Below are 26345 nucleotides of genomic sequence, written 5' to 3'. Positions count from 1 at the left end.
AATTGTAAATCTATTTTTGGATTTTAATCTTCTAAGTTGTAAGAACGTCCCAATTTATAAGTGGATTGTAACTCTTGTTGGAGGTCCAAAATCTCTTTACGAGTGAAAAATGCAATTTTTCCGCCAGAAAGCTCAAACGCAAAGTAGGTGGCATCTTCTGACTGTAAAAGACTTTTTAATTGGCTGAGTGAAGTGACCCGAATTCCGTTTACCTTTTCTAAAACCAAATCTTGAAATTCCTGATATCCTAGGTTCCCTTCTAGGGGAAAAACACGACTTAAAATCACGATCTTTTCACGAACAGGGTGAACTTTCTTTTGGTAGTAATCGGAAAGATATACTAGTTTTTTTTCCGACTTAACACGATATTCAGAACCAAACTCTTTTAAATACGCATTTGTAAGTTCAGTAAAGAAAAACCCACCAACGATCAAATATAATGGTGTTCTTTTTTTAGCTTCTTCGGGAATCAAAAAATCATTAGAATCATAGGCTCTCAAATCATAACCAACTGATTGGTTTTGGAAATTCCTGCGTATTTTTAATTGCACAGGCTCACCTAATTCACGCAAAGTGCCATTTGGTTTTCGTAAAATTAAATCATAAACTTTGTCTGCCCGATCCCAATCATCAATTTTGGTAAGAGACGTTGAATTGATTTCTGTGATTAAATCCCCTGGAAACAAATTGTATGTTGGACCAACACCTGGAACCACTTCTGTTACTAAAAGTGGATTGTTCATATTTTGTGAGTAATATTCACGTTCTGATGGAGTTAGGTTAACATCAAAAACCAAACCTGGATGTGGAAACGGTTTCCCATTGGTTCTATAGAAAGTTTCCACATACTCAGTTGGAATTAAATACTCTGCTATTGTTACACCACATAACACTTGATTTTTGAAGAAAAATTCTGCTTCTTCCGATGTTTTTTTCTCAAACAAAAATACTTTGATCGGAGTTTTTGAAAAAGGTAAAAATACATAACGAGACTTACCCGTTGGACATTGTTTATTAAAAGATTTGAGATCTAAAACAACTGGTTTTGGAAGTTTTGAGATTCCATTGGTTTCTAAAAGTATAAATCCTGTTTCTTCATCATAAGATTTAATTGCTAGTTTTGGCACAGAATAATCAAAAGATTCAAATTCTGCAAATACGGGATTTTGTTTGGGTAAAGTGACTCCAAAAAAAAGACCTTTCCCAACATAAATCAAATTTAATTTTCTTGTAAATGGTTCCCCAACAAGCCAAGGGTTTTGATGACTTGTCTTTTGGAAGGTAATTCTTGATTCAACAACTCGTTTGTCTTCAAATTCTTCTGCACCAAGCGGTAATAAGGTGACAAAACTTGCGAAAATTACAAAAATAAATTTAAAACTCTTCATAACTTGCACCATATCTTTTTTTTACACGTTGGTTCATTTGATAAACAGACTCCGGCCTAAGCACAATGGGTAAATCCATCCCTCGGAACCTGAGGACTATAAATCCTTTTTTTTCATTTTTCCAAATGGTTTTAAATTCATTTAAGTCTTTTGGAACTCGACCATTGATCGATTCAACTACTTTGTATTTATACTTTTTATATTTAGAAGTTTCAGGATCATTAAAGGTATAACTCAAAACAATATCTCTGACAGTGTATCTATATAACAAATCTTGAATAAAATAACTATAATGGTATTTTAAAGAGCTATCTAAGTCCCCATCTTCAGAATGAAAAAAAGATCTTGTGATTGGTTGAAACACAAATCCAGCCTGCAGAAAATAATCTTCTGTTGAATCTCGATACAAATCCAATGCATAGTTTTTTTGAAGATTCACTTCGGCATCGTATTTTTTTCCTGCTCTGTAAAAACTCACGGCAACTTTTGAATTCATTTGTTTGTTTTCGATCCAATCAATGATGAATTCTTTTTTATTGGACTGAGAAATTTCTCCATCGTTTGTGATAGTTAAATTATCTAAGGCAATTACAAAATCCTTCTCTTTTAAAACTTTTGAAAATGTCGAAGAAGGATAAATCCGATTCACAAAGATTCCCGTTTGATTTGGGGGAACCTTCATTGCTTGTTTCAAACTTTTAGGATTTCCATTTTGAAACGTAAATCCTATATTTGGAAATCCATCATACTTCCCATCTGCAATATCTTCTAAAAAATGGCGAATGATATCGTTCGAAATCAAATAAGCAATTCCTGGTTCCAAAGTACTAATTTGAAATACAAGTCCAACTACTTTGCCATTTTGAACAGCCGGCCCACCAGAGTTTCCGGGTTGGATATTGGCATTGATTTTTAATACGTTTCGATAGTCTAACCCTGAGTAGGTGTATCTATTTTTTTCAAAACGAAGGATGGATCCTTTTTCTACCGATAAACTATCATTCCCATTGGGAAAACCTAATAATAATACATCTGATCCTAAATTGGGAATCCCTTCTAAAAAGGAAAGAGTTGTAGTTTGTTCCGAAAAATCAGGATCATTTACTTGTAATAAAGCCAAATCACAATCGTAACCAATGTATTTAACATCAGCTAAATATTCTTTTTTAGTAAAACTACTTTTCACAAGAATTCTTTTGGCATCACGAACCACATGGGCATTTGTCAAAATGGTTTGATTTGGTAATACAAGCCCCGATCCAAATCCAGTAGATAGATTTTTTTTCATCCACGGTTGGGTTTTATTTTCTGTATTAAAACCTTCGTTGCGAATGAGAACTACAGAATGGAAAATAGAATCTACAGCCGGCTCTGGGTCTGCTTGAGCAAACAACGAGTGGTGCAAAAGAAAAAAGAAAACAGAGAGTTTAAATAATTTATTCATAATACAAAACGACTTTCTCCCAAAAGGTTTGAGTTTCTGTGATTTTTTTTAAGACAGCACTTCCCAAAACTCGATCACCAGGTTTCGGATCTTTCCAAATCGTATTTGATGAAATTAAATTCCCAGAAGAGGAGGATGGCACGCGTATCAAACTATAAGCGGAATCACGAATGCATGTAATTCGAAACACATAAGAAACCGTTTGGTCCCAATAAAAACTTTCATCTTTTTCTATGTATTCTAAAGGACAGGTAGAATCAAAAAAAACTTCAATGTTCGATGGAACTTCTTTTCTTCTTTTGGGATTTTGGGAGATGGATTTAAAATAAAATAAATTTGGATTTTGGATTGGTTGGTACGATGGAACTGATAGTTTTCCTTCGGTACCCACAGGTCCTTGTTTTTTAGAAGGATAATCTAGATCGGTATCATCCGTATTCAATCGTGCCAGTGGTTTTGTTTCTCCGGCAACTAGGCCTGTTTCAATTTCTAAATATTGTTTATTTCCAATTCGCTGAACAGCCCTTAATCGAAACGTACCAGGATCCAATTTTTTTTTCTGATTGGATTGAAATTGAATCAACATTGGTTCCTCTACTTTCTGACAACTGAAACGAAAGTATGTGACCGAAGAAATTCGGGATGCTGGTTCTAATCGGCAATTTCCATCATCCAAGAGAAATTTTTGTTTGGATTGGATTTGTTTTCGGATCACTGGAGATGGTTTTCTCTCTTTCCAAGCGCTCACTTCCTCTGCCAGCGATTGGAGCGTTAAGTTAGTCTTTGTGCGGTCCGCAAAACTGACTCCTGAGACAAAAAATAACAAAATTAATCCGAAGTATATGTATGACTGCTTAATCATGGATTACCAATTGTTGTGATTATCGGCTTCTCTACCCCATAGAATCAACCTACATCCAATTGATTTCTTTTCTCATTATGTCTCAAACTGAAGTTGAACTTTTTTTTTGGTTTTCAGACTTTCAAAAATTCATGGGGGGGAAAAGTAATGTAAGAAATAGGAGAATACTTTTTTGAACTGGAACTTTCTTAAAACCGAAATAGAACCTGGTGACTTCCTCATCGATTGTCGTTCCCAATCAGCATATGAAGAAGAAACATTAGAAGGTGCTTATTACTATCCATTTATCAAAAAAGCATTCGGATCTGATCCAGAATCACAAAAGAAATTGTACGGACCGATGATGGCCGTCGTACAAGAATTTCAAAAATCCAAAAAAACACGTATCATTGTCTTCGATGAAGGAATGGGAATGTTTTCCACCCGTATGGTGTATTTGCTACGTGGGATGGGAATTAAAGACGCTTATGTTCTTGGCCAAAAATGGCCAGTTGACGGCAAAAAAGCAAAAGGGGAACAGAAAATAGAACCTCCGATTGCTGACAAAGCTAAACCCATTGAAGGTGTTGTCGACAAGGCCTTTATGGAACGAAATCTTACCAAACTCCAAATCTTTGATGCAAGAACCATGGACGAATATGAAGGCAGATTGCCACGTCTTACTGCTCCAGAAGAAGGAACTCTTTGTGGACGTTTGCCAGGGGCATTTTTATGGGATTGGAGAAACTTATACGATGGAGAAGCAAATCTCATCGAACGTTCCCTTTTCAAAAAACGCCTAAATGGATTTCCTTTTATGCCAGAACGACCTACTGTGATTTACGATTACAATGGTGCGCGCTCTTGTTTACTCGCTCTCATGCTCAGAGAAGCAGGTTATATTGATGTCACCACTTACCAAGGTTCTTGGTTTGAATGGAGAAAATCTAGCCTACCAAAACAAGCCGTAGCTGTATTTGGTGCCAAACAAGGGGCGGCGGCGGCACCTCGTGTGGGTGGAGTCGATCGCAAGAAAGTTTAAAAAAGTATTTACGAATCCTCAAACCATCGATCCACTAATCTCTGCTCCTGGAGGGGTCGATGGCATTTCGTTTGATATCCTTATCTCTATCACTGTTCTTTTTGGAATGTGCTTCCCGCATCATTTCTAATTTTCCGCATACAGAAGAATCGTTTTCCCTCACTCCAAAAGTCCAATGGATTCAATCGACAAATGAATTCACTTTAAGAAACCAATCCCTCTCAAAAGACTTTATCAAACTTTCTCTCGAAGAGCCATTCCTTAAGTCCTCTACGAAGGAAACCATATCTAAATATCGAATGGCATCCTTTCAATTTAAAGAAAGCCTACAAAAAACTTGTGACAAACAATCCATAGACGAAATCAAAAAAGAACCTGGTAAAGTTACCATCAAAGGAAAGTTAACTGGTAAAGATTGTTCCACTGATTACCAGCTCATTTTCCAAACCAAATCAGATACGGAGGTAGAATTTAAAATCACTCTTTCCGATCTCAGCTTGAATAGAATCCAGTTCCATTACGGTTCATCCCCAGATGAAAAAATTTTTGGGTTAGGCGAACAGTTTACTTATGATGAACTCAAAGGAAAAACTCCCTTTTTATTTACGGAAGAACAAGGAATAGGACGGGGAGACCAACCCATCACTACCGGAGCCAACATCATGGCAGGTGCCGGTGGAAACGCATATACAACTTACGCTCCCATTCCTCACTACATCACTTCCGAAAACCGTTCTGTATTTTTTGAAAACAGCGGTTATGCGAATTTTGATTTTAGTGACACCAAAAAAACCAAAGTGGAGTTTTGGGATTTCCAATCCGAAAAATCATTAACCGGAACCATTTGGATTGGAAATTCTTCCAAATCCCTGATTGAAGCTTATACCAAAAAAACAGGGAGATTTCCAAAACTTCCCGATTGGGCCTACGGCACTTGGCTTGGTGTCCAAGGAGGAACAGAAAAAGTTTCTGCAATCGTCAAACAAGCAAAAGATGCAGGAAATCCAGTCACAGCACTTTGGATCCAAGATTGGTGTGGACGAAGAGTGACCAATTTTGGTGATCAACTCAAATGGCGATGGTATGCGGATGATACTTTGTATCCAGACTTTAAAAAATTTGTGAAGTCTATGAATGATCAAAACGTACAGGTATTAGGTTATATTAATTCCTTCCTGGCTGATACCGATCCTAAAAAACTGGGAGATGATTTTACTAACCCACTCTTAACGGAAGCAAAATCCAAAGGATACTTGGTCAAAAATTCCCAAGGCGAAGACTATCTCATCCAAACCGTTGGCTTTCCCGCTTACCTCATTGACCTTACCAATCCCGCTGCGGTTCGTTGGACGAAGGATCTCATCAAAAAGAATATGATTGGAATGGGTCTTTCTGGTTGGATGGCAGATTTTGGAGAGTGGTTGCCTTATGATGCGAAATTATATTCTGGAATCGATGCAAAAATCTATCACAACCGTTATCCGGTAGATTGGGCAAGAATCAATCGAGAAGCCATAAAAGAAGCCGGTATGGAAGGAAAAATTGTATTTTTCACAAGAGCCGGATACAGTTATTCCAATGCTTATTCCACTCTCTTTTGGGAAGGGGACCAGATGGTGAGTTTCGGAACCAATGACGGGCTTGCATCTTCCATCATTGGACTTACTAGTTCAGGGATAAGTGGTTATGCGTTAAATCATAGTGACATTGGTGGATACACTACCATTTCCAATCCACTCCGAAACTACCATAGATCGAAAGAACTTCTTTTGCGATGGGCTGAAGCATCTGCCTTTACACCGGTTTTTAGAACCCACGAAGGAAATAAACCTCTCAAAAACTGGCAAGTGTACACTTATACCAAACCTGATGGAACCAAATCCCTCGGTGATGAAGATACGGTGAATCTTTTTGCAAAAATTGCAAGAATCCATTTTGCGCTTAAACCATATATCCAAAGTTTGGTGGAAGAAGCATCGATCACTGGAATCCCTGTTGTCCGTCATAATTATTTGGTCGAACCGGAAGATAAAAATTTATTAAATTTCAAATACCAATTTTTTCTAGGAAATGACCTTCTTGTGGCTCCCGTCGTAGAAAGTGGAGAAATTGTACAGGAAGTTTATCTTCCTCGTGGCAGATGGTTACACCTTTGGACAGGAACCACTTACGATGGATACAGAAAAATCCAAGTCCCTGCTCCCATTGGTAAACCTCCCGCATTCCTTCGGGTCGGTGGAAAATCGGAAGGCCTCATTCGATCTTCCATAAATTCCATTCGGAACAAAGACTAAGTAGTGGAGAAAAAACCCAAATGAAATTTGCATTGATCGGCGACATCCACGGGTATTGGAACAATCAGGATATTGAATATTTTAATACTTCAGACTATGACTGTCTCTTCTTTACAGGTGACCTTCGTGGTAATCCCAAACTAGGAAAACTTTCCTTCCAAGGTCTCACCAAACGTGCGTATATGATACCCGGAAATTGGGATGGGATGAGTTTAACATCCATCATTGGGGAAGTGATCCAATCAAAAGTTCTCATCCATTCAGGGCAAATTGGCCAAAACCGTAGGATAAGGAATCTTTCGGAACTAGTAAAACCCATTTCCTTACTTGGCTATAGTTCCTTAGTATTGTCGAAGGAATTGGATTTAAGTCTTATCGTGGGTCGTCCTCATGCGATGGGTGGAGGTCTTAGTTTTCAACCCTATCTAACAAAAGCCTATATGGTTTCCAATATGGAAACTTCGATTCAAAAGTACAAACGTTTGATCGATGGAACCAAAGAAAAAAATTTATTCTTTCTTTCGCATAACGGGCCTTTTGGGTTAGGTGCGGCCAAAAATTCCATCTACGGTGCTGAGTTTAAAAAAGAAGGTGGGGATTGGGGAGATTTCGATCTTACAGAAGCCATTGATTATGCCAAATCCATTGGGAAAAAAGTTCCTTTGGTTCTCTCAGGTCATATGCACCATTCAATCAGCAAAAAAAGAGAACGAGAGACTCACGAATACACAGGGGGAACCTTCTATGTGAATGGGGCCAAAGTCCCAAGGATCCAAGAAGGAAAACATTTCCATACAAAAATCGAGTGGGATGGTGGTTCTGCTACTGTAATTCCCCTTTGGGTTTAGTGACCATTCACCTAACCCAGAGTGGTTTCTATTTCAATTTTTCCAGAGAGAATTTTATGTACAGGACATGCGTTTGCCACAGAAAGTAATCTTTCTCTTTGTTCAGTGCTTAGATTTCCAGAAAGAACCACAACTCTTGTAAATTTATGATCTTCTGCCGATCGTTTATCAATCGTTACATGAACTTCTACCGAATCCAAAGAATACTCTTTTCGATCCGCATACATTCTGATCGTAATAGAAGTACAAGCTCCCAAAGAAGAAGCAAGTAACTCTGTAGGCATAGGGCCAAGGTCGGTTCCTTCTTTGTCTTTCGGTTCATCGGCGATCCAATTATGTTTTCCTGCTGAAATTTTTGTTTCGTATTTTGTTTTGGCTGTGGAAACAACCACCTTATCTTCAAATACTGCTGTCATTTGGATTCTCCTTTGCGAATTCGTTCTGCTTCCGCAATCGCACGGTTACGATTGTTTAACATAGCCTCTTCTACTTTTAGACGCATCTGTTCAAATTCTTCTTCATTCAATTCTCTGGGAACAGAAATCGGTTCCCCATAAGAAACAACAAAGGTAGTGAATGGTTTTGGAACTCTATGTTTGTCCCAGGCCTTTTCTAGAATCCACTGACGACTGCACTCATAATGAAAAGGAATGATGGGAACCTGTGTGACTTGCGCTGCAGCAATGATCCCAGGTTGGAGGACTAATGCAGGTCCCCTTGGGCCATCAGGGGTAAAGGCAGCAGGTAATCCTTTTTTTAAATGTTGGATCATCGCCTTTAAAGCTTTGGATCCTCCTTTGGAACTACTCCCACGAATGCTTGTGTTTCCAAATCTATGGACCACTTGGTTGATGTAGTCTCCGTCTTTCGATTCAGAAATGAGAACGGCTACGTTTTTTCCCCTGTGCAAATACGGAGAGTACAAAACGTTCGTATGCCAAATAGAATAAATAAATGGTTTTTTATTTTTGAATAAATCTTCGTATCGTTCGTTTGTCAAAAAACGAAACCTGGAAGTAAGGCCAACCAAACGTTGGAACCATACTATGATGAGAGGCAACAACCAGACTAAAATTTTACGTTTCAATGAATAAGTGACTCCCTAGAGCTTGGCTCCAGAGAAACTTAAATCGAAAGAAAGATCAAGTTAAGTTTTCTTTTTGAACAAATCACCGAGTTTGCCCAAATCTTCCGGTTTGATATTGGTTCCCGCAGCTTTTTTGTTTTCTTCCTGAATTTCTTTGTATACTTCCGCACGGTGCACAGAAACATTTTTGGGAGCTTTGACTCCAATCTTTACTTGGTCACCTTTGATATCGACTATCACAATTTCGATATCATCACCGATCATTATGGACTGGTTACTCCTCCTCGCAAGAACTAACACGGATTATACCTTTTCGGAAGACATCTCTTCCATAGATTCGATGATGTTTTTTCGGATAGGGTGATTTTCATCCCGAGAAATACATTGTTTGCCCTTTCCTTCTTTACCGTTCAGAATGATAGGACCTTGTAAGTTGGCCGTCATTCCTTTTGGGTTGTCATGAGGAATGGTAACAATTAAAAAAATGATTCCTTCTTTCCATGAGCTAAGTCCGATGTCATGTAATTCTTCATCGGAAACCGCTGGTTTATAATCATTCATAAACAGTTCTGGTTGGATGACAATAAACGCAAGTCCCGATTCTTTCGTGGATTGTAACCATTTGAATGGACTTTCTGGACTTTCTTCAATGAGAGCATACTCATCAAATTCATCAAATCCAAGTAAACCTTGTGGGAATTTTAGGATTTGTTTTGCGTCCACTTGGATGGTTCCGAAAGGTTTTGTGTGAATCGTTACCGACATTCTAGTTCCTGTACTTTCTAATCTTTCTAATATAACCGTCATTTAGTTTCCGTTACCGTAGGAAATCCATAAGAGTTGGTTTGATGATTTTAGAACCAACATTTAACGCATAACTATGAATTGTTTCCAACCACTTCATGTTCATGATTGTCTCTGGAAAATCGATTCCTTCATTCTTAGCAAGAAGCTCTGTCATATACATTTTGTCGTATGAAACTCGGTCTTCATGTTGTTCCAAACGATTCATTCGTGCACCAATGGTCGAACGGTGGCGAAGGATATTTTCTAAAGCTAAATCCAAATCACCCAAATCCCTTCCACCAATTCTTTCTTGGTCTTTTTGAATTAAGTCATTTCGAAGTTGGATCAGAACATCAAATACAGAAAGTCCAGTCACGGTTGCCGACTTAGAATAGTTATTCGGTGGTTCGCTGGCACTTGGTTCCACGAGGCCAATATCTCGAAGGACAGTTCCTCCATCCACATCCTCCAACCAAATTTGGTGAGGTGCCGTGGAAGAAATAGAAATGTTATCTTGGGCTAGTTTACTTGCCTTCACTTCCAGAGGGGCATTGTTGATTTTATCAATCACATCATCAATGGTATCACCCACAGAGATATGAATCTCCACTCCATCAATTTTAAACTTTTGGTCGGACGTAGCCTGGTAAGCCGAGTTATCCACTTTCGAAGTGACACTGACGTTTGTTCCCCAAAACACTTTATTACCAGGAATCGTGATTGGTATGTATTCGCCTTTTTCGATTTCACGGAGTTGTTCCCCAATATCACCTCGATACTCTACACCCACATATTGGTTTTTGAGTTCCAGGCCTTGCAGACCTTTAATTTTGGATTCTATTGGTTCAAAAGGAGGTCTTTCGATGACATGACCACCAAACAAAGGTTGTCCGGTCGCATCACGTGCATTGGCAAGATCCACAATGGCACGCAGGTGTTGGTCAATCTCTTTACCAATCGCCACTTCCAATTCAAAACCCTTGTCCCCTTGGTAAATTCCGTTTCCAGCCTGAACCGTAAGAACACGAGCTCTTTGGAAAATTTCACCCATTTTGTCTAGGACACCATCAATCTGTTGTAACCTTTGGTATCCGTCCCCAATGTTTTCTTCGTATTGAGAAAGTTCATTCAGACGCGACCTGAAGTACATTTGGTTTGTGGCCGCACCTGGATCATCCGATGGTTTCCGAATTTTTAATCCAGTTCCCAGTTGGGTTTGGGTTTCGTCCATGGCCACTTGGTGGCGGTTTAAGTTCCGCACCAAGGAATTGTTTTGCATCATGTTAGTGATTCTGATCATGATTATACACCTAACCTATTGATGATGGTATCTAACATTTCATTGAGTGTGGAGATCATTCTTGCGGAAGCATTATAGGATTGTTGGAACTGAACCATATTGGCCATCTCCTCATCCAAGTTCACACCCATCACGGACTGACGCATATTTTCAAGTTCCACCATTAGTTCATTTTGAGTGGTATACTCTTGTTTTGCTTCCCTTGCTTCTGTTCCAAGCCTTGAGATGAGTGAGTTATAAAAATCATCCGTTGTTTTGGAATAATCAAACATCACAGGTTTTTCACGGAGGGCAGCGGCAATGAGAAGGGCATTGGATCCGTCTTTTTGACCATTCGGTGAATTGTAATCACCCGACCCATTTACGTCCTTACCACGAGCTGCCGCAATGTTTGCCGGATTGTTTCTGACCTCTTCAGACATTTTAAAGAATGAAGAAGGATGATACATCGGTGTGAGAGTTATGTCCTGCGCATTGGCTTGGAATTTGTTGATCTCACCTACTTTTCGGTAATCAAAAGATCCAGCAACCCCTGTTGCAGTTAGAATTCCTGTAAGGCCAACAAGTAGTTCGCCAGAGTCTTCCAAGTGACGAATCATAAAGTTTTCTTTTTTATCGAGCGGGTTTGTCGTTGCTTTTAGCGCCAACTGGTTGTCATGCGACATGTAAGCCACAACACCAGTTTCCGAACGATTGATTCGTTTGATGACTGCATTCAAAGTATCATCTTTGGAGTAAGGAACTAAAATTTCAGTTTCTCCCCCAGGACTTGATTTTAGAAAACGCATGGTTCCTGAAATTCCAATCGGACGATCCGCATCAAGTGATGTGCGACCTGTCACTCGAAACACAGCAGTTTTATCGTTTAGTCCATCCCCATCGGTATCAATTTCACCGAAGGTATTGGTCGCAAGAGCACGGCTTTCAAAAAAATTAAGATTGGTTTTTCCATTCAAACCAAATCCATCTTTATGGATTTCGTTGATCACATCCATCGCATTGATGGCAAGGGCATCCACAGCATTGATTTTTTCGACAAGGATTCGATCTCTGATTTCGTAGAGAGCTTGGATGCTTCCCTTACGAAGTAGAACTGTATCCCCAGTCTCTGACCATTTTAAATCCAAAAGTCCATCGTTATTGGGATTTCCGACCAAATCAATTTTATGAACCTTTTGTCCTTGGACAAGGATTTGTTGGCCTATAAAAACCATCAGTTCATCTTCATCACTGCGACCAATGGTAATGTCTGCCATCCCCGCTAGTTCTTGCAAAAGTTCATCCCTTCTGTCCAAAAGGTCATTGGGATTATCACCTAATGCTTGTGATTTTGTGATTTTTTCGTTCAGAGATTTGATATTCTCTGCAACAGTATTCAAATGATTGACTTTTGATTCAATCTCACGATTGGACTGGTCCCGTAAGAGAGAAAGTTTGCGATACACATCTTCCATTCGGGAACCAAGAGCTTCCGCTTTTTCTTGGACCACGGCTCTATGTGCAGTTTCTTCTGGATAATTGGAAAGATCTTCCCAAGAAGACCAAAACTGATCCATCATTGAACGGAGTGTCGTTCCTGTGGGTTCATTAAAAACAGTTTCTACTTGGTATAAATAATCATTCTTTTTTCCCCAATATTCTTTGAGAGAAGAAGAATCAATGATACGATCATCAATAAAATTATCTCGAACTCTTTCGATTTCGGAAATTTTTACCCCTTGTCCAATTTGTCCCGGAACCTCTGCTCGGTTGAAAGCTGGTTCATAAAGAGGATCCATACTATTCATGACCACTCGTTGGCGAGCATAATGTTTGTTATCCGCATTGGATATGTTATGACCTGTAGTTTGGATCGCTTGTTGGTGGACCGAAAGTCCTCGTTTTCCTATTTCAATTCCTTGGAATGTTGATCCCATACGATTCTCCTAAGCAGTCGCGTTCAAAATGATCGCGCCTTTTTGGCCCTGCCCACGCCTTGTCGGTTGTTTGTGTGAGGTATAAACTTTTTCTCTGGATAACTCTTGCAAAGAATCAACAGTTGTTTGTAAAAATTCTTTTCTAGTTCTTAAGAGTTTATCATTCGTGATGATGGCATCTTTCAGATCTGCCACTACCTTCTTTAATTCTAAAGCAAAGGTTTTGAGTTTAAAATTGGATTCACGATCCATTTGGTTCAGAAAACTAGTGAGTGTAATAGAAGACTCGTCTTTTGTGAATTTTTCTTTTTCATACACATCTTCTATTGTTTTCATCCGAATTCGTTCTAATTCGGAGGCTTCCACCATGATATGATAACTTTCTTTGACATAGGACTCTAAGGATTTTCCGTCCGCAGAATGGATGGACGCTCTTTTTTTGCCTTCCAATTCCAGAAGGCGCTTGTAACAGTCTATTTCATTAGTAAATAAACTTCTAAGTGATTCTACCCAATCCAACATGCGAATTCCTTTTCCCTTATGGGAAGGATCGACGGATTCCCAAACTTGCTTAGGAAAATTTATAAAAATTTACTATTTTCAGGCCTATGTCACTAAAATCGCCGTGTACCAAAGTATGTATGATGGACCCAGATTCAGGGCTTTGTGCGGGCTGCTATCGAACCATTGAAGAAATTGGGAATTGGTCTAGGATGACTGAGGAAGAAAGAAACGAAGTTTGGAATGAGCTCCCGCAACGAAAAGCGGGAAACTCTCCTGGGTAAATTGATTATTTAGTACCTTTATCGATCTTATTGCGGTGTTCTTCGCACAATCTATAGAGTTGGTCTGTTGACGGATTTTTCTTTGTTACTTTTTTTCCGCATACAATACACATCCCTTGAGCTCTTCTTCTTTTGTATAACAATTGAACTCGTTCTGCACCGGAAAGATTGTATTTACTGATTTGAAGGCGAACCCCTTTTACTAAATAACTACCGATGGCAGATTCATCGCCTTTTTTCAGTTCGGCAAAAATCTTACTCAGCTCATCCGGTTTTATCGATTTAGGTTTCATACATTCTCCTGCTTTCTTGCTAAATTTAACTCTCTGTTAGATTCTAAATGTTAATGCACATTAGGCAGTACCCACTAACGTGCAACACAATTTTAAAATCATATCAGAATTATCGAATATAGACGTAAAAACTAGGGACAAACTCTAAGATTAGAATCATTTTTGTCTTGGCAAAGTACGATTATTGATTATGATCAAGTGTAAGGAGACTTGTATGGAAAAGAAATACAAAACACTCAAAGATTTTTTCCCTTTTTATTTAGAGGAACATAGCCACCCGTTCAATCGAGCTCTTCACTTCGTTGGATCAAGTCTCGCAATGGGATGTATCCTTGGGTTTTTATCCACAGGTAAATTCTATATCTTAGCCTTTGCCCTTGTTAGTGGGTATTTCTTCGCATGGATCGGACATTTTTTTGTCGAAAGGAACCGCCCTGCCACCTTTACCTATCCATTTTATTCTTTTATCTCGGACTGGATCATGTATTTCAAAATGCTCACCGGTCGCATTGATGCAGAATTTGCCAAAATTAAGTCAAATAAAACCTAAGATGAAACTTGTTCTCAATTTACTTGTAACCGCTGTTTTGTTCTTTGGTTGCCAACCGAAAGATGTGTCGAAACAAGAGGTGACTTCTCTTCGCGATGGGAACCAAAAAAATCTACTTAGCTTTGCCAATTTGGTTTTACCAAAAATTTTAGGACAAGAATTCAAACGATTTGAAACAGAAGTAGACAAAGATCAAAAACACGAAGCACAGATCACCTATGGAAGCAATTCTGCACTCACTTTCAATGATGCCTCGGAATACAGAAAAACAAATACTGAATACCATAGTTTAGTTTTACTTCGTACCAGTTATGCATTGGCCCTTCACCATTTCCACAGACTTTCTTTAAGTCTTTCCAAACCGTTTTTCATTCAGGGTGAAAAGAATCCTGATGCAGAAATCCAAGAAGCAGAAATATTCAGAACCGCCATTTCTAAATCTGATTTGGACCTTTTTTGGGAAAACCATCCCCAATTTGATCCCTATCGTGCACCTAAGTTAGGTGAGAAAGAATGGGAAAATGTAACAGGAGAAATTCAAAAATTATGGAAAGTGGAATTGGATGAATTTAGTCGTGTAAAGGTGGAATGATCCAAGGTTCACATTCACCTAATGCACGTTCCAATCGATCCAAATAAGAAAGTTTAGGAATTTCATAGGCACCCAATTGCCAAGTCACATGATTGAGTTGTTGGGTGTCAAAAAGTTCAAATTGTGATTTGTTTAATTTTTCGAACAAGTGAAACAGTCCCACCTTTCCTGCATCGGATTCAAAAGAAAACATACTTTCCCCTGCAAAGAATTTGCCTATGGCAACCCCATAGACTCCGCCAACCAAAACATTCTCGGCATTCCAAACTTCTACAGAATGTGCCCATCCTTTTTTGTGTAATTCCGCATAACCTTCGATAAAACCTGGAGTGATCCAAGTATTATCTTTTTCTCTATAGGAACAGGCTTGCATGACAATAAGAAAAGCCTCATTAAAGCTGATTCGAAATTTACTTTGTTTTACTTTTCTTTGTACGGTTTTGGAAAAATGAACTCTTTTTAAATCAAAAATTGCTCTAGGATCCAAACAATACCATCGAATAGGATCTTCCGACCAAGGAAAAATTCCGTGTTTATAAGCATATAACAAACGCTCTACGGAGAAATCTCCACCCACGGCGACAAGGTCTTCCTTCCAAGTTCGTGGGTTTTTAAAAAATTGTTCGAAAGTACGTAGTGTCAAGGTTCCAGTACTTCCTTGGGATAATCGTAAATAATTTTCACTTTCAAACTCTTCCCATTTTCATCATTGATATTAGAAAGTCCTTCGAACTGTAAAATTCTCCGAGTTTGTACATCATAAACTAAAAGAAACGGTTTCACAACCTGTTTCAAAAGAAAATTATCAACCTCTAATCGTAAATAAAGAGCAGGTCTTCCTTTCCACTCTCCATCTCGAATTTTTTCAACTGCAAATTTATAATCATCCAACTGGATGGGAGCAAGAAAATGAAAAGACATCCTTTCCCCTTTGGATAGTACTTCCCAATTGTTTCTGACAAAATAATCAAAACCACCATCCATCACAGCAGGTGACTTGGGTGTATAAGTTCGTTCGGAAAGAGGATCTTCGTTTTTTCGTTTGGAAAATAAACGAACCGACTTTCCTTTTACGTCAGCACCTTCCGTATAACCGTCGCGAAAGTCTTCCATTTTAAACGTTGGAACTTCTGAATTTTTATCGAATTCGATATGTTTGGTGCCAAAAACCTTTCCTTCAGCATCTTTGTATTGTATGTCTGAATAGATATGCTTTCCATTATTATAATATTCTTTATGATTGTCTGAATAAATGTACTTACCAGTTTTCAGATCGTATGCCTTTCCGAAGTATTGGTATTTTGGTTTTTCTGCCCATAAAGGCAAAAAAGATGGAAAAACTATGGCAAAAATTAGGATTTTACGTATCATACTGTTTAGACCATGAAAAAATACAGACTGACTGACCAAAGAACTGTTTTGGGAATTGTTTCCAAACTCACCACAACGATTCTGCAAGATAAGGATACCAAACAAAAATTTACTCTCCAAAACCCAGTCGCAGTCAAGGATATCCTTCATTCAGTTCATATCACAATTGCAACCACAGAACCTATTGTTTCCAAACCAAAATCTTTAGTTTGTGTTCTCAAAGAGAATCGAGTCGAACTTCGTGTAAAACCTGTGAATCCTTACCAAGATGATTTACTTCAGGTTTATGAAATTCTCATTGAACCTTTGGAACGATCTGCCAAACGAGCTGCGATTGAAGACATATCTGCTTATGAATTTAAAATGGCACAAACAGCCGATTTGGGAACTGTCATTTCCATTTACGGAAAAACTTCTATCATCAATCAAATTTTAAACCAATGGCAAATCCATTTGGAACAAATCTTAGCCAACTACGGTTATTTTATTAAAAAAATTCAAATCGGTTTTTATTATGCCGTAGACACACAACTTATGGAAGCTCTCGCAGCATCGAAAGCACCATATTACGTACGTGATGCGAATAAAAGAATTTTTTATTCAGATAGAGGATTTTTTAGCCCCAAAAAACTAAGCGAAATATACATTCGCTCTTATTTGGATTCTCTACTTTTAAATAATATCAAATCTACATTGATATTTCCAATTTTCTCCAAGGGAAAAATTTTATTAGGTTACTTTGAAATTATCAGCAATTTACCAGACCTTGGGAATCCAGTATTACAATCTGATATTGAAGGGGCGGAAGGCATTGGCCCCTTACTTAGTTTTTTAGACCAAAAAGCCGAAGAATTTGTATTCCAATTAGAATTTGCATATGCAAAAGACTGGGAAACAATAATTCGCACAACACCCGTTAGAGACATTAGTCAAGATGGAAGAGGAATCGGAATTACCTTTCCCAAGGGAACAAATATTGAAACAAGTACATTAGGTTCTCCTGTTTCTTTTCAAATGGTAATCAATTCTTCCCCCTACACTTTTTATGGAAGTTTACGAAGCATAAAAAAAGGGGAATCCAATTCCACAAACATTGGTGTCCAAATTTTCCAGTGTGACAAACCAGAGGGAATGTCATATCTTAGTGCTTATGCATCAAATTTAATTGGAGAGGCTGTTTCGTGACTCAGGAGCAATATGAAACAATCATAACAATACTTACAAAAATTCAGGATAGCGGTGGATCCGATCCTTACCGTTTGGTTTTGTATTTAGTTCCGAATATAGGAATTATTTTTGGCACCACACTTTTGTTTTTTTTGTTTCAGTGGTGGCATAAACAAAAGATGGCACTCATCCAGTCGGGACAATACAAACCATGGAGTTTTGACATCAGATTGTATTCCTTTTTCCTTGGTCTTTTGTTGACATTCACTGGATTTGCCTTATCGTTTGTATTTATACTCGTCTTAGGAAGTTCTATGGCGATGTTAGGAGGGTTAATCCCATTCGCAATTGGACTCGGTCTCTTGACCTTCTACAAAATGTACAGGTAGAGCATGTACAACGTATCTGCAACGAGGAAGATTGGAATTCCGTCCAGTCGGTCCTTAGAGGAGACGTATCCCAATTCGAAGTCCTCATGAAACGATACCAAGGTATGGTATTCTCCCAGGCGAAAAAAGCCTTCCTCACCGAGGAAGAAGCAGAAGATTTCACCCAAGAAGTTTTTTTAAAAGCATACGAATCCTTAAGTCAGTTCCGAGGGGAATCTCAGTTTTCCACTTGGTTATTTCAAATCGCTAGATTTCGCCTAACGAAAGTTTTCAAAAAGAAAAAACTCCCTATTGTCGATTGGCAAGAAGATATATCCGTTGTGGCTGATAGGTCAAATCCTTCTGTCATTGAAATTTTAGATAAAGAAGAAACAAGTCATAACCTGCGATCTCTTGTTTCGAAATTACCAAAATCATACCAAATGCCGATTCTTTTACATTACTTTGAAAACAAACCTCTCAAAGAAATTGCCGCCGATCTCAATATAAAACTTGGTACGATCAAAAGCCATATTTCCAGGGGGAAGGACCTATTAAGGAAATGGTGGTCACATGAAATCGAAAATTAAGACCAGATCCCCAAAGGATATCTCTGTTTTTAAACATCCTGACCCTCTATTAAAAAATTTAGAGGCACCTTCCATAATCCGCTTGCGAGTGTTAGGGCAAATTTTACCTCTCAAGTTTTTATTTTCCTCTGTAGGCCTCTCGGTTTTGTTATTTTTAATTCCAATGGGTATTATGTTTTTATCCGTATTTCATAATGAAGACACAGGATTACTTTTACCAATTTTGATTAGTTCCAGTTTGTTTTTTTGTTTTTACTCTCTTGTCCTTGGCTTTTTGCTCCTCAACACAAGAATTCCTTTTCTGAATGAATGGAAAGAGAAACTTGGATTTGAAGAGGTTTAAAGTATTCGTGAAAGGTCTATTGGTTCTCCCACTTCTTTTTTTGGCTATTTCCCTTTCCGCCGAGGCGTTGCCATCTGCGGATGAATTTTTAAAAATGGATTTGGATAAGGCACTCCCTCTCATCGAATCCCTTTCTAAAGAAGATTCAAAAGTCCTTGTTTCGGAACTCCGAACAGAAATCAAAAAATCCTACCCTAAGGGCGACCATTTTTATTTCCTCATCTCCCACTTGGAGGAAATCCAAGCCATCGAAAAAGAACAGGCCCGCCTACGATCCCTGCTTTGGGTGTATGGACTTGCCTTCATTTTGTTTTTTGGGTTCTTGGGATTTTTGTTACTCAGACAACGCCAAGCGATCCGAGACATCAACCAGATGCTCGGGAAATAGATAGATATCGTTTCTTTGTAATCATTTTGTATTCTTTTTGTAATGAATCCCTGTTACTTTTGGATTAATTCATGAAAATACTAATTGTAGATGACGAAGAAGACATTGCAGGACTCATCCAATTCCATTTAGAGGAAGAAGGATTCCAGACCGAAGTTTGTCATAATGGGATGGAAGTCCTCCCTCGGTTAGAAAAGAATCTTCCCGATGGAATCATTTTAGATCTGATGTTGCCGGGAATTGGTGGGATGGATCTTTGCAGACGCATCAAAGAAAAATACCCCCATATTCCTATTTTAATGGTAACAGCAAAAACCGGGGAAACCGATGTGGTTCTTGGCCTTGAATTAGGTGCTGATGATTACATTCGCAAACCATTCAACATCCGCGAACTGGTTGCCCGCGTAAGAACTGTTACACGAAGAACTACAGACCCAAACCAAGAAGTCCAAGGAACCATTTCCACAGGAAAAATCCAAATCAATCCAACGGCACACAAAGTGTTTGTAGAAGGAACAGAAATTGACTTAACGTTAATCGAATTCAAACTTTTACAATTGTTTGCAGGAAATCCAGGTGTCGCTTTTTCAAGAGACAAACTACTCGATCGAATTTGGGGAAAAGATGTTTTTGTAACGGACAGAACGGTTGATGTAAATATCAAACGGCTTCGGGACAAATTACTTTCTGAAAAAGAAAGATTAGAAACCATTCGCGGGGTCGGTTACCGATTCCGAGATGCGTAGTTTTTTTTCTACATTACTTTTACTCAACTGGGGTCTCCTACTTGTTTTACTGACCCTGGCTTTGGGTGTTTTTTATATTTACGATCTAGTTGTACCCGCAGTTAGACCGCTAATCTTATTTGGATTTGTTTTAATTACCATTTTTGGGACTTTTTATATTTCAACAAACATCGCGATGCGAATCACAGATCCGCTAGCAACTGTAGAGAAAAAAACTAAAGAAATCAATGCAGGAGATTTTGGTGTGGAACTATCTTCTCCTGATATTCGAGAACTTGCCACGTTAACTTCCTCTATCAATGAAATGGCTAGACGACTCAAAGTCCAATTTTTGGATCTGACAGTTGAAAAAGAAAAGTTTAATTATTTATTACAAAACTTAAAGGAAGGTGTCTTTGCGATTGATAGAAATGAAAAATTTTTATTTTTAAATCGCAATATATCTGACACCTTAATTGAAAAAAATTCCCAATTTAAAGCATATACTCCCGCAATCAAAAACAAAGAACTCTTAAACTTTATAAAAGAGAAAATCCAAAAGGGTGTAGAAGGAAAAACTGAATTCCAAGATGGACTTCATTTCTATACGGCTCGCATTTACCCAATCAAATCTGATTCCATGATTCAATTGTTCATTGGGGTTTTGTCTGACATAACCGAAGACAGACAAAATCAACTCATCCGAGAACAATTTTTTCAGAATGCTTCTCATGAATTAAAAACTCCCATAACATCGATTAAAGGTTATGCCGAAACTTTAGAGTATAAATTAAAACTTCCACAAGATTCGAATGAAAGAAAATTTTTAGATGCCATTCTCCGAAATACTGACCGACTCATTCGAATTGTAGAAGATATGTTGACTGTTTCCAGGTTGGAAAATCATAAAACAGTTTTGAACCTTACCGAGTTTTCTCTGTTTGATTTGGTAAAAAATGTATCAGAATCTTTGGGTGTGATTTACTCCCAAAAAAAACAAAATTTAGTTTTAGAGATTCCATCTGATTTTCGGGTGAGAGCAGACCGCCTTCTCCTTGAGGATTTGTTAGTGAATTTGATCTCCAATGCCTCTGCTTATAGCCCTGAAGGTTCGAGTGTCATTGTAAGAGCTTCGTCGACAGAGGATAAAAATCAAATCCAAGTCATTGATCATGGCATTGGGATTTCTGCAGAGGACGCCGAACGTATTTTTGAACGTTTTTTCCGAGTGGATACCAATCGTTCCAGAAAAGAGGGTGGTACGGGCCTTGGCCTTTCCATAGTCAAACACATCGCTAGACTCCATTCGGGAGAGGTTTCCGTCTCTCCCAACCCGAAAGGTGGTTCCATTTTCACCTTTGAGTTTCCTAAAAAATAGATTCTCGTAAGAGAAATCACCGGATAGAATATTGGTATCCGGTAGGTTATTTATGAAGTTTCCATTGGGATTTTATTCCTTCGGCAAAAACATCGGGATCAAAGACGATAGCTTAGATTTTGCAGTCATTTATTCAGAAAATCGATGTAAGGCGGCAGCCGTTTTCACACGGAATAATTTTCCTGGAGCACCCATTTATGTGGGTCGTGACCATATCAAAGATGGGTATTTACAAGCCATTGTCATCAATTCTAAAAATTCCAATGTCGCCACTGGGGAACAAGGAATCAAAAACTCCTATCAAATTTGTATTGAACTTGGAAAATCTTTAGGTATTCCTGCTGAAGATATTCTTCCTTCTTCCACTGGAGTGATCGGGGTTCCGCTTCCAATTGAAAAAATACTTAATGCTTGTTCAACGGCAAAATCCGATTTAAAACCAGGTAATTTAGAGGAAGTGGCTGAAGCAATCATGACTACTGACACTCGTAAAAAAATCTCTTACCGCACGATTACAAACCAAGCAGGGGAAGGAGTGATGTTTGGAATTGCCAAAGGTGCAGGAATGATTGAACCCAATATGGCTACCATGTTGTCTTATATTCTATGCGACTACTTGCCTGAATCTGGTGACCTACCGGGAATTTTAAAACGAGTGGTGGATGTGACCTACAATTGTGTGACCATCGATTCCGATACCTCCACAAGTGATACAGTGGTGCTTATGTGTTCAGGAGTTCTTGGAACCATTCCTGATGATGTTTTTGAATCTCATCTAAAAGAAATTGCAACAGACCTTTCCAAAATGATTGCCCGTGATGGAGAAGGAGCTTCCAAACTTATTGAACTCACGGTTTCACACGGTAGAGATGATATGCAAGTGACAAAAATTGGGAAATCCATTCTCAATTCTCCTCTGGTGAAAACCGCCATTTACGGTGGTGATCCCAACTGGGGAAGGTTTGTGATGGCAATAGGGAAAGTATTTGATGAACCAATTCCATACGACTCTTTAGAAATCCAATTAGGTGGAATATCCGTTAAGGGTGCTGATAATAACACCAAAACAAAGTTAGCTGAATATTTAAAATCAAATGAAGAAATCCATATCTCAGTGATTCTAAATACTGGATCTTTCCAAAAAACATTCTGGAGTTGTGATTTTACAGAAGGATATATTCAAGAAAACGCATACTATACAACATGAATTCAAATAAATTCAAAAGTGCATTCAAATATTTTTTACCTTCGAGTTATCAATTAAAACTTTCTGTAACTAATATCTTTACCCGTACTTTGTTTATTTTATTAGTTTATATTTCCTATTTTCTGATTTTATCACAAATTCCAGAACCTATGTCTTATCGTTTGGAACTTGCATTACTTTTAACAAGTGCCTTTGCACTGATTTTATATCTTCCCATCATCGAAAGACTCACACGTTACATTCGAACAAGATTTTTATCTGAATATTTGACAGAAGATGCAGAATCATACCGGCAAGCCATCAAACGATTTAACTTTGATGCACTAATCAAAAACGTTTTTCCCGACATGGTGAAAATCACAGGAAGCCATTCTGGTACCATGGCAGTTCTCACACATAATGGCACTTTTGCATTTCACTCCTATTTCCGGGGGCGCCAAAAAAAACTAAGTCCAACGAAAGACATTACAGTCAAAACAAGTTTTCAATCTTTTTTACTTAGCAAACGTAATGGAGCTTCTGTTGCGGAAACTTATTCCCATGAAAACATAAATAATGACTTTATGGAACTCCATGCAAACTACATTTATCCTTTTATCTTTCGAGAAAAACTCTTTGGTTTCATTGCGGTTTCCAACATCCCCAATACGGATGCAACACATAGTTTATCACTTCTTGCAGGACAATCAGCCTTAACTATACACAACCACATTCTCTCTTATCATATTTCAGAAAACAAAAAGTATCAAAAAGAAGCAGCTTATGCGGTGCGCGTACAAAACCTTTTGGAAACAGGAACTATTCCTGAGCTACTAGGTTGGAAAATCACTGCTTATAAAAGAACTAGTAGAAACTTAATCGAGTTTTTCCAAGTGGAGGATGGAAGTTGGTTTTTTGTCATTCTAAATGCAGGAAAATCTTACCAACATATTGGGATCATACTATCTTATATCTTGGGTGTGGTTTATTCGCAATCAAGACTTCGTATTTTAAAAGGATTTTCCGATATAAAATCTTTAATCCAATCCACCTTTCAAAAGTTAGACTGGAAAGAAAATTACGAAATGATTATTGGAAAAATTGGATATTCCGAACTTTATATAGTTCAAGAAGGTAAACAATTCCGTATTACCAGAAACTCTGAAGAAGTTGTGGCCAGTATGGGTTGGAAAAATATGATCAATATGGACAAAGGACCCATCCTCATCCAACAACGTGGCGAACCAATTCTTAAATTTAGTTTCGAAGAGCCAGAAGTCAAATGAGAGAACTTGCCATAACCATACTTTCATCTCTTTTATTTTTTTTAATCCTTCTATTTGCTTTTATAGGATTTCAAAATAACGCAAAAAGACTTCCCTTTTACCATTATCCTTCTGGACTCATTGTAAATATTGGCGAAGAAAACCGGACCCACTGGGGAAATTCAGTGGTTCAGGAAGATTTAGAAAAATTTGAATCCATTACCGATTTTTCAAATATAGACTCCTTTCCTTTACATATCAAAGACCATAAAGGCGAAATTTACGAAGAAAATTTTAAACTTACGAAAGTTCGCAAAACAGATGTTTTGAATGTATTTTTTTCTGATTTATTTTTGGCATTTTTTAGTTTGGCAATTGCTGTTTATTTTTATTATTCCACAAGAGATGCATTGATATTTGGTTTCTTTTTTAATTTTGGCCTTATCATTCTTTCGAACGTTTTTGTATTAACTTTTAATAATTCTATTTTTCTTTTTATTTTGACCCTCTATTTCGGCAGTTTTTTACAATACCATTTGATCTACAGGCTACGTGGAAAAGAGATCAATTCTAAATGGTTATTACCGCAAGTATTGATTTCTTTTATTATGGCAATGATCGCATCACAAGAAAAATACGATATGGTGCTTATCGAAAGAGTGGCTCTGATAGCTCATGCCATCACCGTTTTATTTGGCTCCATCAATATCATCGCCAATATTTATGAAATTATTAGATCCAAACCGCAAGAAGAAGCTCTTCTCAAACGAGTCGTTTTAGTTTCATCTATTTTCCTTTACGTAGCCCTTCCTATTAGCATTATTTTTTTTGATGGATACCCTTGGTTTTTCGTACATAGATCCTTGTTCATTTCGACTTACCTTTTATTTATTCTTTCTTTTTTTTATGGAACTTACCGTTACACCTTTGTTCCATCTCTAGTCATTTTTACTCCAAGTATTGTCACTTTGATTTTGGTTTCTATCATTTTGGGAACCTACATCGGCTCTATTTTCATTTTAGATTTTATTTTTCCTATTCGATATCTAAAAGATCGTTGGGTATTTAACCTCATTTATCTTTTTTTAGTTACTGCATATTTGATTCCACTCAAACTCAAAGTAAAAGAATTATTTGATTATTGGTTTTTTGAACAAAACCCAAAACTCAGCGAAGGGATCAATAAAATTGCAGGTTTATTATCTTCTCCGCTTTCGATGCGAAAAACAATTCTAACCATCAATCGTACTGTAAAAGAAACTGTGAATGTTTCGAATATCATTATATTAATTCCAGGTGATCAATTTGCCAGCACTGACTTAAAAAATATAAACTTCGTACGAATTTCGCCTCAATCTGAAATATGGAATTATTTCAAAAGTACGGACCGAGTCACCGTAACTTCACATTTAGAATATGGAATTGGACTAAGAGAGACATTATATAATTTTCTAAAAGGATTAAATGTTCAGTTAGCATTCCCTGCTTATGACTCATCCACTAACAAAAAAAATATCCAAGCGATGATTCTCATTGGAGAGAAATTAGATAAAAAATATTTCTCTATTGGAGAATTAAAGTTTATTAATGAAGTTGTCAAAATTTCGGGTATGTTACTCGAAAACTATAGTTTGTTAGAAGATGAAATTCAGAAACGTAAAATCGTAAGGGATATTCAAACTGCTTCCATTGTTGACAACACTCTCAGACTCATATTACCTAGTGAAGTCAAAGGAATCGATTACGGCTATATTTCTAAACCTGCTGTGGGAATTTCGGGAGATTATTTAGACATCATACCAATTTCTCAAACCAAAATGATAGTTTTGTTAGGTGATGTTGCTGGACATGGACTTGGTACGGGATTTTTAGTCAGTGCGATCAAAGGAATTGTCAGAGAACAACTTAGAAATGGAACTTCTCTCGAAGGTTTATTTCGCGAAATCAATTCGTTTTTCCGTGCAAGGTACAAAGGGAATGAGTTTATGACTCTCCTTGGAGGAGTATTCGATTCGAATGAAAATGTTTTCAAATATGTAAATGCAGGGCATCTTTCGTTAATTGAAATGCGTGCTGATGGCCAAATTAAATTACATTCCAAAACGCAACGAGTTCTTGGAATTTTAGAAACAGAATACCATGCGCAAGAATTAAAATTAATCCCTGGAACTAAATTATTCCTCTACTCAGATGGAATCACAGAAGCCTTTAGTGAACGCGATGAGATTTTTGGAGAGGAAACTTTAATCGAATTTTTGCATTTTAATGCCGAAAAAACCGTAAAAGAAATCCCAGCACTTCTTGATGCGAAGATGACAAATTTTCGCGGGAACCGAGAACAATCGGATGATATTACATTTATTGGTCTTTCTTTTACCCCCAATTAGCCGATACTGAA

At 37.8% G+C, this 26345-nt stretch carries 29 protein-coding genes; 16 read left to right on the top strand and 13 right to left on the bottom strand.

What is annotated here, in order from left to right:
• Positions 1–23: 23 nt before the first annotated feature.
• From EHR07_RS12815 to EHR07_RS12805, 3 genes are read right to left on the bottom strand one after another with little or no spacing between them, the layout of a single operon-like run.
• Positions 24–1388, bottom strand: a complete 1365-nt coding sequence (locus EHR07_RS12815; protein WP_135745434.1) for a PDZ domain-containing protein — start codon at positions 1386–1388, stop codon at positions 24–26.
• Complete coding sequence (locus tag EHR07_RS12810; protein ID WP_135745433.1) at positions 1375–2832, bottom strand: S1C family serine protease; 1458 nt, start codon at positions 2830–2832, stop codon at positions 1375–1377. Before EHR07_RS12810 ends, EHR07_RS12815 begins: the two co-directional genes overlap by 14 nt.
• Positions 2825–3694 (bottom strand): LIC11113 family protein, encoded by an 870-nt coding sequence (locus EHR07_RS12805; RefSeq protein WP_135745432.1) that lies wholly within the window; start codon positions 3692–3694, stop codon positions 2825–2827. The genes EHR07_RS12810 and EHR07_RS12805 overlap by 8 nt, the downstream gene beginning before the upstream one ends.
• Before the next feature lie 172 nt (positions 3695–3866).
• Between EHR07_RS12805 and EHR07_RS12800 the strand changes: the two genes are divergently transcribed.
• From EHR07_RS12800 to EHR07_RS12790, 3 genes are read left to right on the top strand one after another with little or no spacing between them, the layout of a single operon-like run.
• Positions 3867–4715, top strand: coding sequence for a sulfurtransferase (locus tag EHR07_RS12800; protein WP_135745431.1), 849 nt, complete (start codon positions 3867–3869; stop codon positions 4713–4715).
• A 59-nt stretch (positions 4716–4774) separates the two neighbouring features.
• Positions 4775–7009, top strand: coding sequence for an alpha-glucosidase (locus EHR07_RS12795; protein WP_135745430.1), 2235 nt, complete (start codon positions 4775–4777; stop codon positions 7007–7009).
• Positions 7010–7029: 20 nt separating this feature from the next.
• Complete coding sequence (locus EHR07_RS12790; RefSeq protein WP_135745429.1) at positions 7030–7857, top strand: metallophosphoesterase; 828 nt, start codon at positions 7030–7032, stop codon at positions 7855–7857.
• Between the two features lie 11 nt (positions 7858–7868).
• Here EHR07_RS12790 and EHR07_RS12785 read toward each other — a convergent pair whose 3' ends face one another.
• Genes EHR07_RS12785 through flgN form a run of 7 tightly spaced genes read right to left on the bottom strand, consistent with a single transcriptional unit; the run spans position 7869 to position 13468 of the window.
• Positions 7869–8273 carry an OsmC family protein gene (locus tag EHR07_RS12785; RefSeq protein WP_135745428.1) on the bottom strand — a complete coding sequence of 135 codons (405 nt, stop codon included), beginning with the start codon at positions 8271–8273 and terminating at the stop codon, positions 7869–7871.
• The gene (locus tag EHR07_RS12780) at positions 8270–8944 is read right to left on the bottom strand and encodes a lysophospholipid acyltransferase family protein (RefSeq protein ID WP_135745427.1); all 675 of its coding nucleotides are present in this window, start codon (positions 8942–8944) and stop codon (positions 8270–8272) included. Before EHR07_RS12780 ends, EHR07_RS12785 begins: the two co-directional genes overlap by 4 nt.
• A gap of 60 nt (positions 8945–9004) precedes the next feature.
• Entirely contained in the window at positions 9005–9244 is a 240-nt protein-coding gene (csrA, locus tag EHR07_RS12775; protein ID WP_012390131.1) for a carbon storage regulator CsrA, read from the bottom strand.
• Between the two features lie 3 nt (positions 9245–9247).
• Positions 9248–9709: a flagellar assembly protein FliW gene (fliW, locus tag EHR07_RS12770; RefSeq protein WP_208739849.1), complete on the bottom strand. Its 462-nt coding sequence runs from the start codon at positions 9707–9709 to the stop codon at positions 9248–9250.
• Positions 9710–9761: 52 nt separating this feature from the next.
• Positions 9762–11027, bottom strand: coding sequence for a flagellar hook-associated protein 3 (locus EHR07_RS12765; protein WP_238752966.1), 1266 nt, complete (start codon positions 11025–11027; stop codon positions 9762–9764).
• 5 nt (positions 11028–11032) lie between these two features.
• Entirely contained in the window at positions 11033–12946 is a 1914-nt protein-coding gene (gene flgK, locus EHR07_RS12760; protein ID WP_135745424.1) for a flagellar hook-associated protein FlgK, read from the bottom strand.
• Between the two features lie 9 nt (positions 12947–12955).
• On the bottom strand, positions 12956–13468 hold the full coding sequence (gene flgN, locus EHR07_RS12755) for a flagellar export chaperone FlgN (RefSeq protein WP_135745423.1): 513 nt from the start codon (positions 13466–13468) through the stop codon (positions 12956–12958).
• An 86-nt stretch (positions 13469–13554) separates the two neighbouring features.
• Between flgN and EHR07_RS12750 the strand changes: the two genes are divergently transcribed.
• Positions 13555–13731 carry a DUF1289 domain-containing protein gene (locus EHR07_RS12750; protein WP_135745422.1) on the top strand — a complete coding sequence of 59 codons (177 nt, stop codon included), beginning with the start codon at positions 13555–13557 and terminating at the stop codon, positions 13729–13731.
• A gap of 5 nt (positions 13732–13736) precedes the next feature.
• Here the strand turns inward: EHR07_RS12750 and EHR07_RS12745 are convergent, their stop codons facing one another.
• Complete coding sequence (locus tag EHR07_RS12745; RefSeq protein ID WP_135573202.1) at positions 13737–14024, bottom strand: LIC10235 family protein; 288 nt, start codon at positions 14022–14024, stop codon at positions 13737–13739.
• A gap of 214 nt (positions 14025–14238) precedes the next feature.
• Between EHR07_RS12745 and EHR07_RS12740 the strand changes: the two genes are divergently transcribed.
• Both EHR07_RS12740 and EHR07_RS12735 read left to right on the top strand, forming a co-directional pair.
• Positions 14239–14574: an Mpo1-like protein gene (locus tag EHR07_RS12740; protein WP_135745421.1), complete on the top strand. Its 336-nt coding sequence runs from the start codon at positions 14239–14241 to the stop codon at positions 14572–14574.
• A gap of 1 nt (position 14575) precedes the next feature.
• A complete protein-coding gene (locus EHR07_RS12735; protein WP_135745420.1) occupies positions 14576–15166 on the top strand; it encodes a hypothetical protein in 591 nt (196 codons plus the stop codon).
• Here the strand turns inward: EHR07_RS12735 and aat are convergent.
• A complete protein-coding gene (gene aat / locus EHR07_RS12730; RefSeq protein ID WP_135745419.1) occupies positions 15144–15809 on the bottom strand; it encodes a leucyl/phenylalanyl-tRNA--protein transferase in 666 nt (221 codons plus the stop codon). The two genes, EHR07_RS12735 and aat, sit on opposite strands and share 23 nt — an antisense overlap.
• Positions 15806–16537: a hypothetical protein gene (locus EHR07_RS12725; RefSeq protein ID WP_135745418.1), complete on the bottom strand. Its 732-nt coding sequence runs from the start codon at positions 16535–16537 to the stop codon at positions 15806–15808. The genes aat and EHR07_RS12725 overlap by 4 nt, the downstream gene beginning before the upstream one ends.
• A 12-nt stretch (positions 16538–16549) precedes the next feature.
• Between EHR07_RS12725 and EHR07_RS12720 the strand changes: the two genes are divergently transcribed.
• The 10 genes from EHR07_RS12720 (at position 16550) to EHR07_RS12675 (ending at position 26334) form a co-directional block, all read left to right on the top strand.
• The gene (locus tag EHR07_RS12720) at positions 16550–17722 is read left to right on the top strand and encodes a hypothetical protein (protein ID WP_135745417.1); all 1173 of its coding nucleotides are present in this window, start codon (positions 16550–16552) and stop codon (positions 17720–17722) included.
• Entirely contained in the window at positions 17719–18093 is a 375-nt protein-coding gene (locus tag EHR07_RS12715; RefSeq protein ID WP_135745416.1) for a hypothetical protein, read from the top strand. Before EHR07_RS12720 ends, EHR07_RS12715 begins: the two co-directional genes overlap by 4 nt.
• Before the next feature lie 86 nt (positions 18094–18179).
• Positions 18180–18662 carry an RNA polymerase sigma factor gene (locus EHR07_RS12710; protein ID WP_135745415.1) on the top strand — a complete coding sequence of 161 codons (483 nt, stop codon included), beginning with the start codon at positions 18180–18182 and terminating at the stop codon, positions 18660–18662.
• Positions 18646–19005 (top strand): hypothetical protein, encoded by a 360-nt coding sequence (locus EHR07_RS12705; RefSeq protein WP_135745414.1) that lies wholly within the window; start codon positions 18646–18648, stop codon positions 19003–19005. The genes EHR07_RS12710 and EHR07_RS12705 overlap by 17 nt, the downstream gene beginning before the upstream one ends.
• 7 nt (positions 19006–19012) lie before the next feature.
• Complete coding sequence (locus EHR07_RS12700; protein WP_135746281.1) at positions 19013–19393, top strand: hypothetical protein; 381 nt, start codon at positions 19013–19015, stop codon at positions 19391–19393.
• A gap of 71 nt (positions 19394–19464) precedes the next feature.
• Positions 19465–20139: a response regulator gene (locus tag EHR07_RS12695; protein WP_135745413.1), complete on the top strand. Its 675-nt coding sequence runs from the start codon at positions 19465–19467 to the stop codon at positions 20137–20139.
• Positions 20132–21496: a HAMP domain-containing sensor histidine kinase gene (locus EHR07_RS12690; RefSeq protein WP_135745412.1), complete on the top strand. Its 1365-nt coding sequence runs from the start codon at positions 20132–20134 to the stop codon at positions 21494–21496. Before EHR07_RS12695 ends, EHR07_RS12690 begins: the two co-directional genes overlap by 8 nt.
• Before the next feature lie 52 nt (positions 21497–21548).
• Positions 21549–22703, top strand: coding sequence for a bifunctional glutamate N-acetyltransferase/amino-acid acetyltransferase ArgJ (argJ, locus tag EHR07_RS12685; RefSeq protein WP_135745411.1), 1155 nt, complete (start codon positions 21549–21551; stop codon positions 22701–22703).
• On the top strand, positions 22700–23968 hold the full coding sequence (locus tag EHR07_RS12680) for a hypothetical protein (RefSeq protein ID WP_135745410.1): 1269 nt from the start codon (positions 22700–22702) through the stop codon (positions 23966–23968). Before argJ ends, EHR07_RS12680 begins: the two co-directional genes overlap by 4 nt.
• Positions 23965–26334, top strand: coding sequence for a PP2C family protein-serine/threonine phosphatase (locus tag EHR07_RS12675; protein ID WP_135745409.1), 2370 nt, complete (start codon positions 23965–23967; stop codon positions 26332–26334). The genes EHR07_RS12680 and EHR07_RS12675 overlap by 4 nt, the downstream gene beginning before the upstream one ends.
• Positions 26335–26345: the final 11 nt, after the last annotated feature.

The organism is Leptospira bandrabouensis, from assembly GCF_004770905.1.
Lineage (GTDB): Bacteria > Spirochaetota > Leptospiria > Leptospirales > Leptospiraceae > Leptospira_A > Leptospira_A bandrabouensis.
Note: the sequence above shows the minus strand (reverse complement) of the source record. Positions and strands in the feature narration are given on the sequence as shown.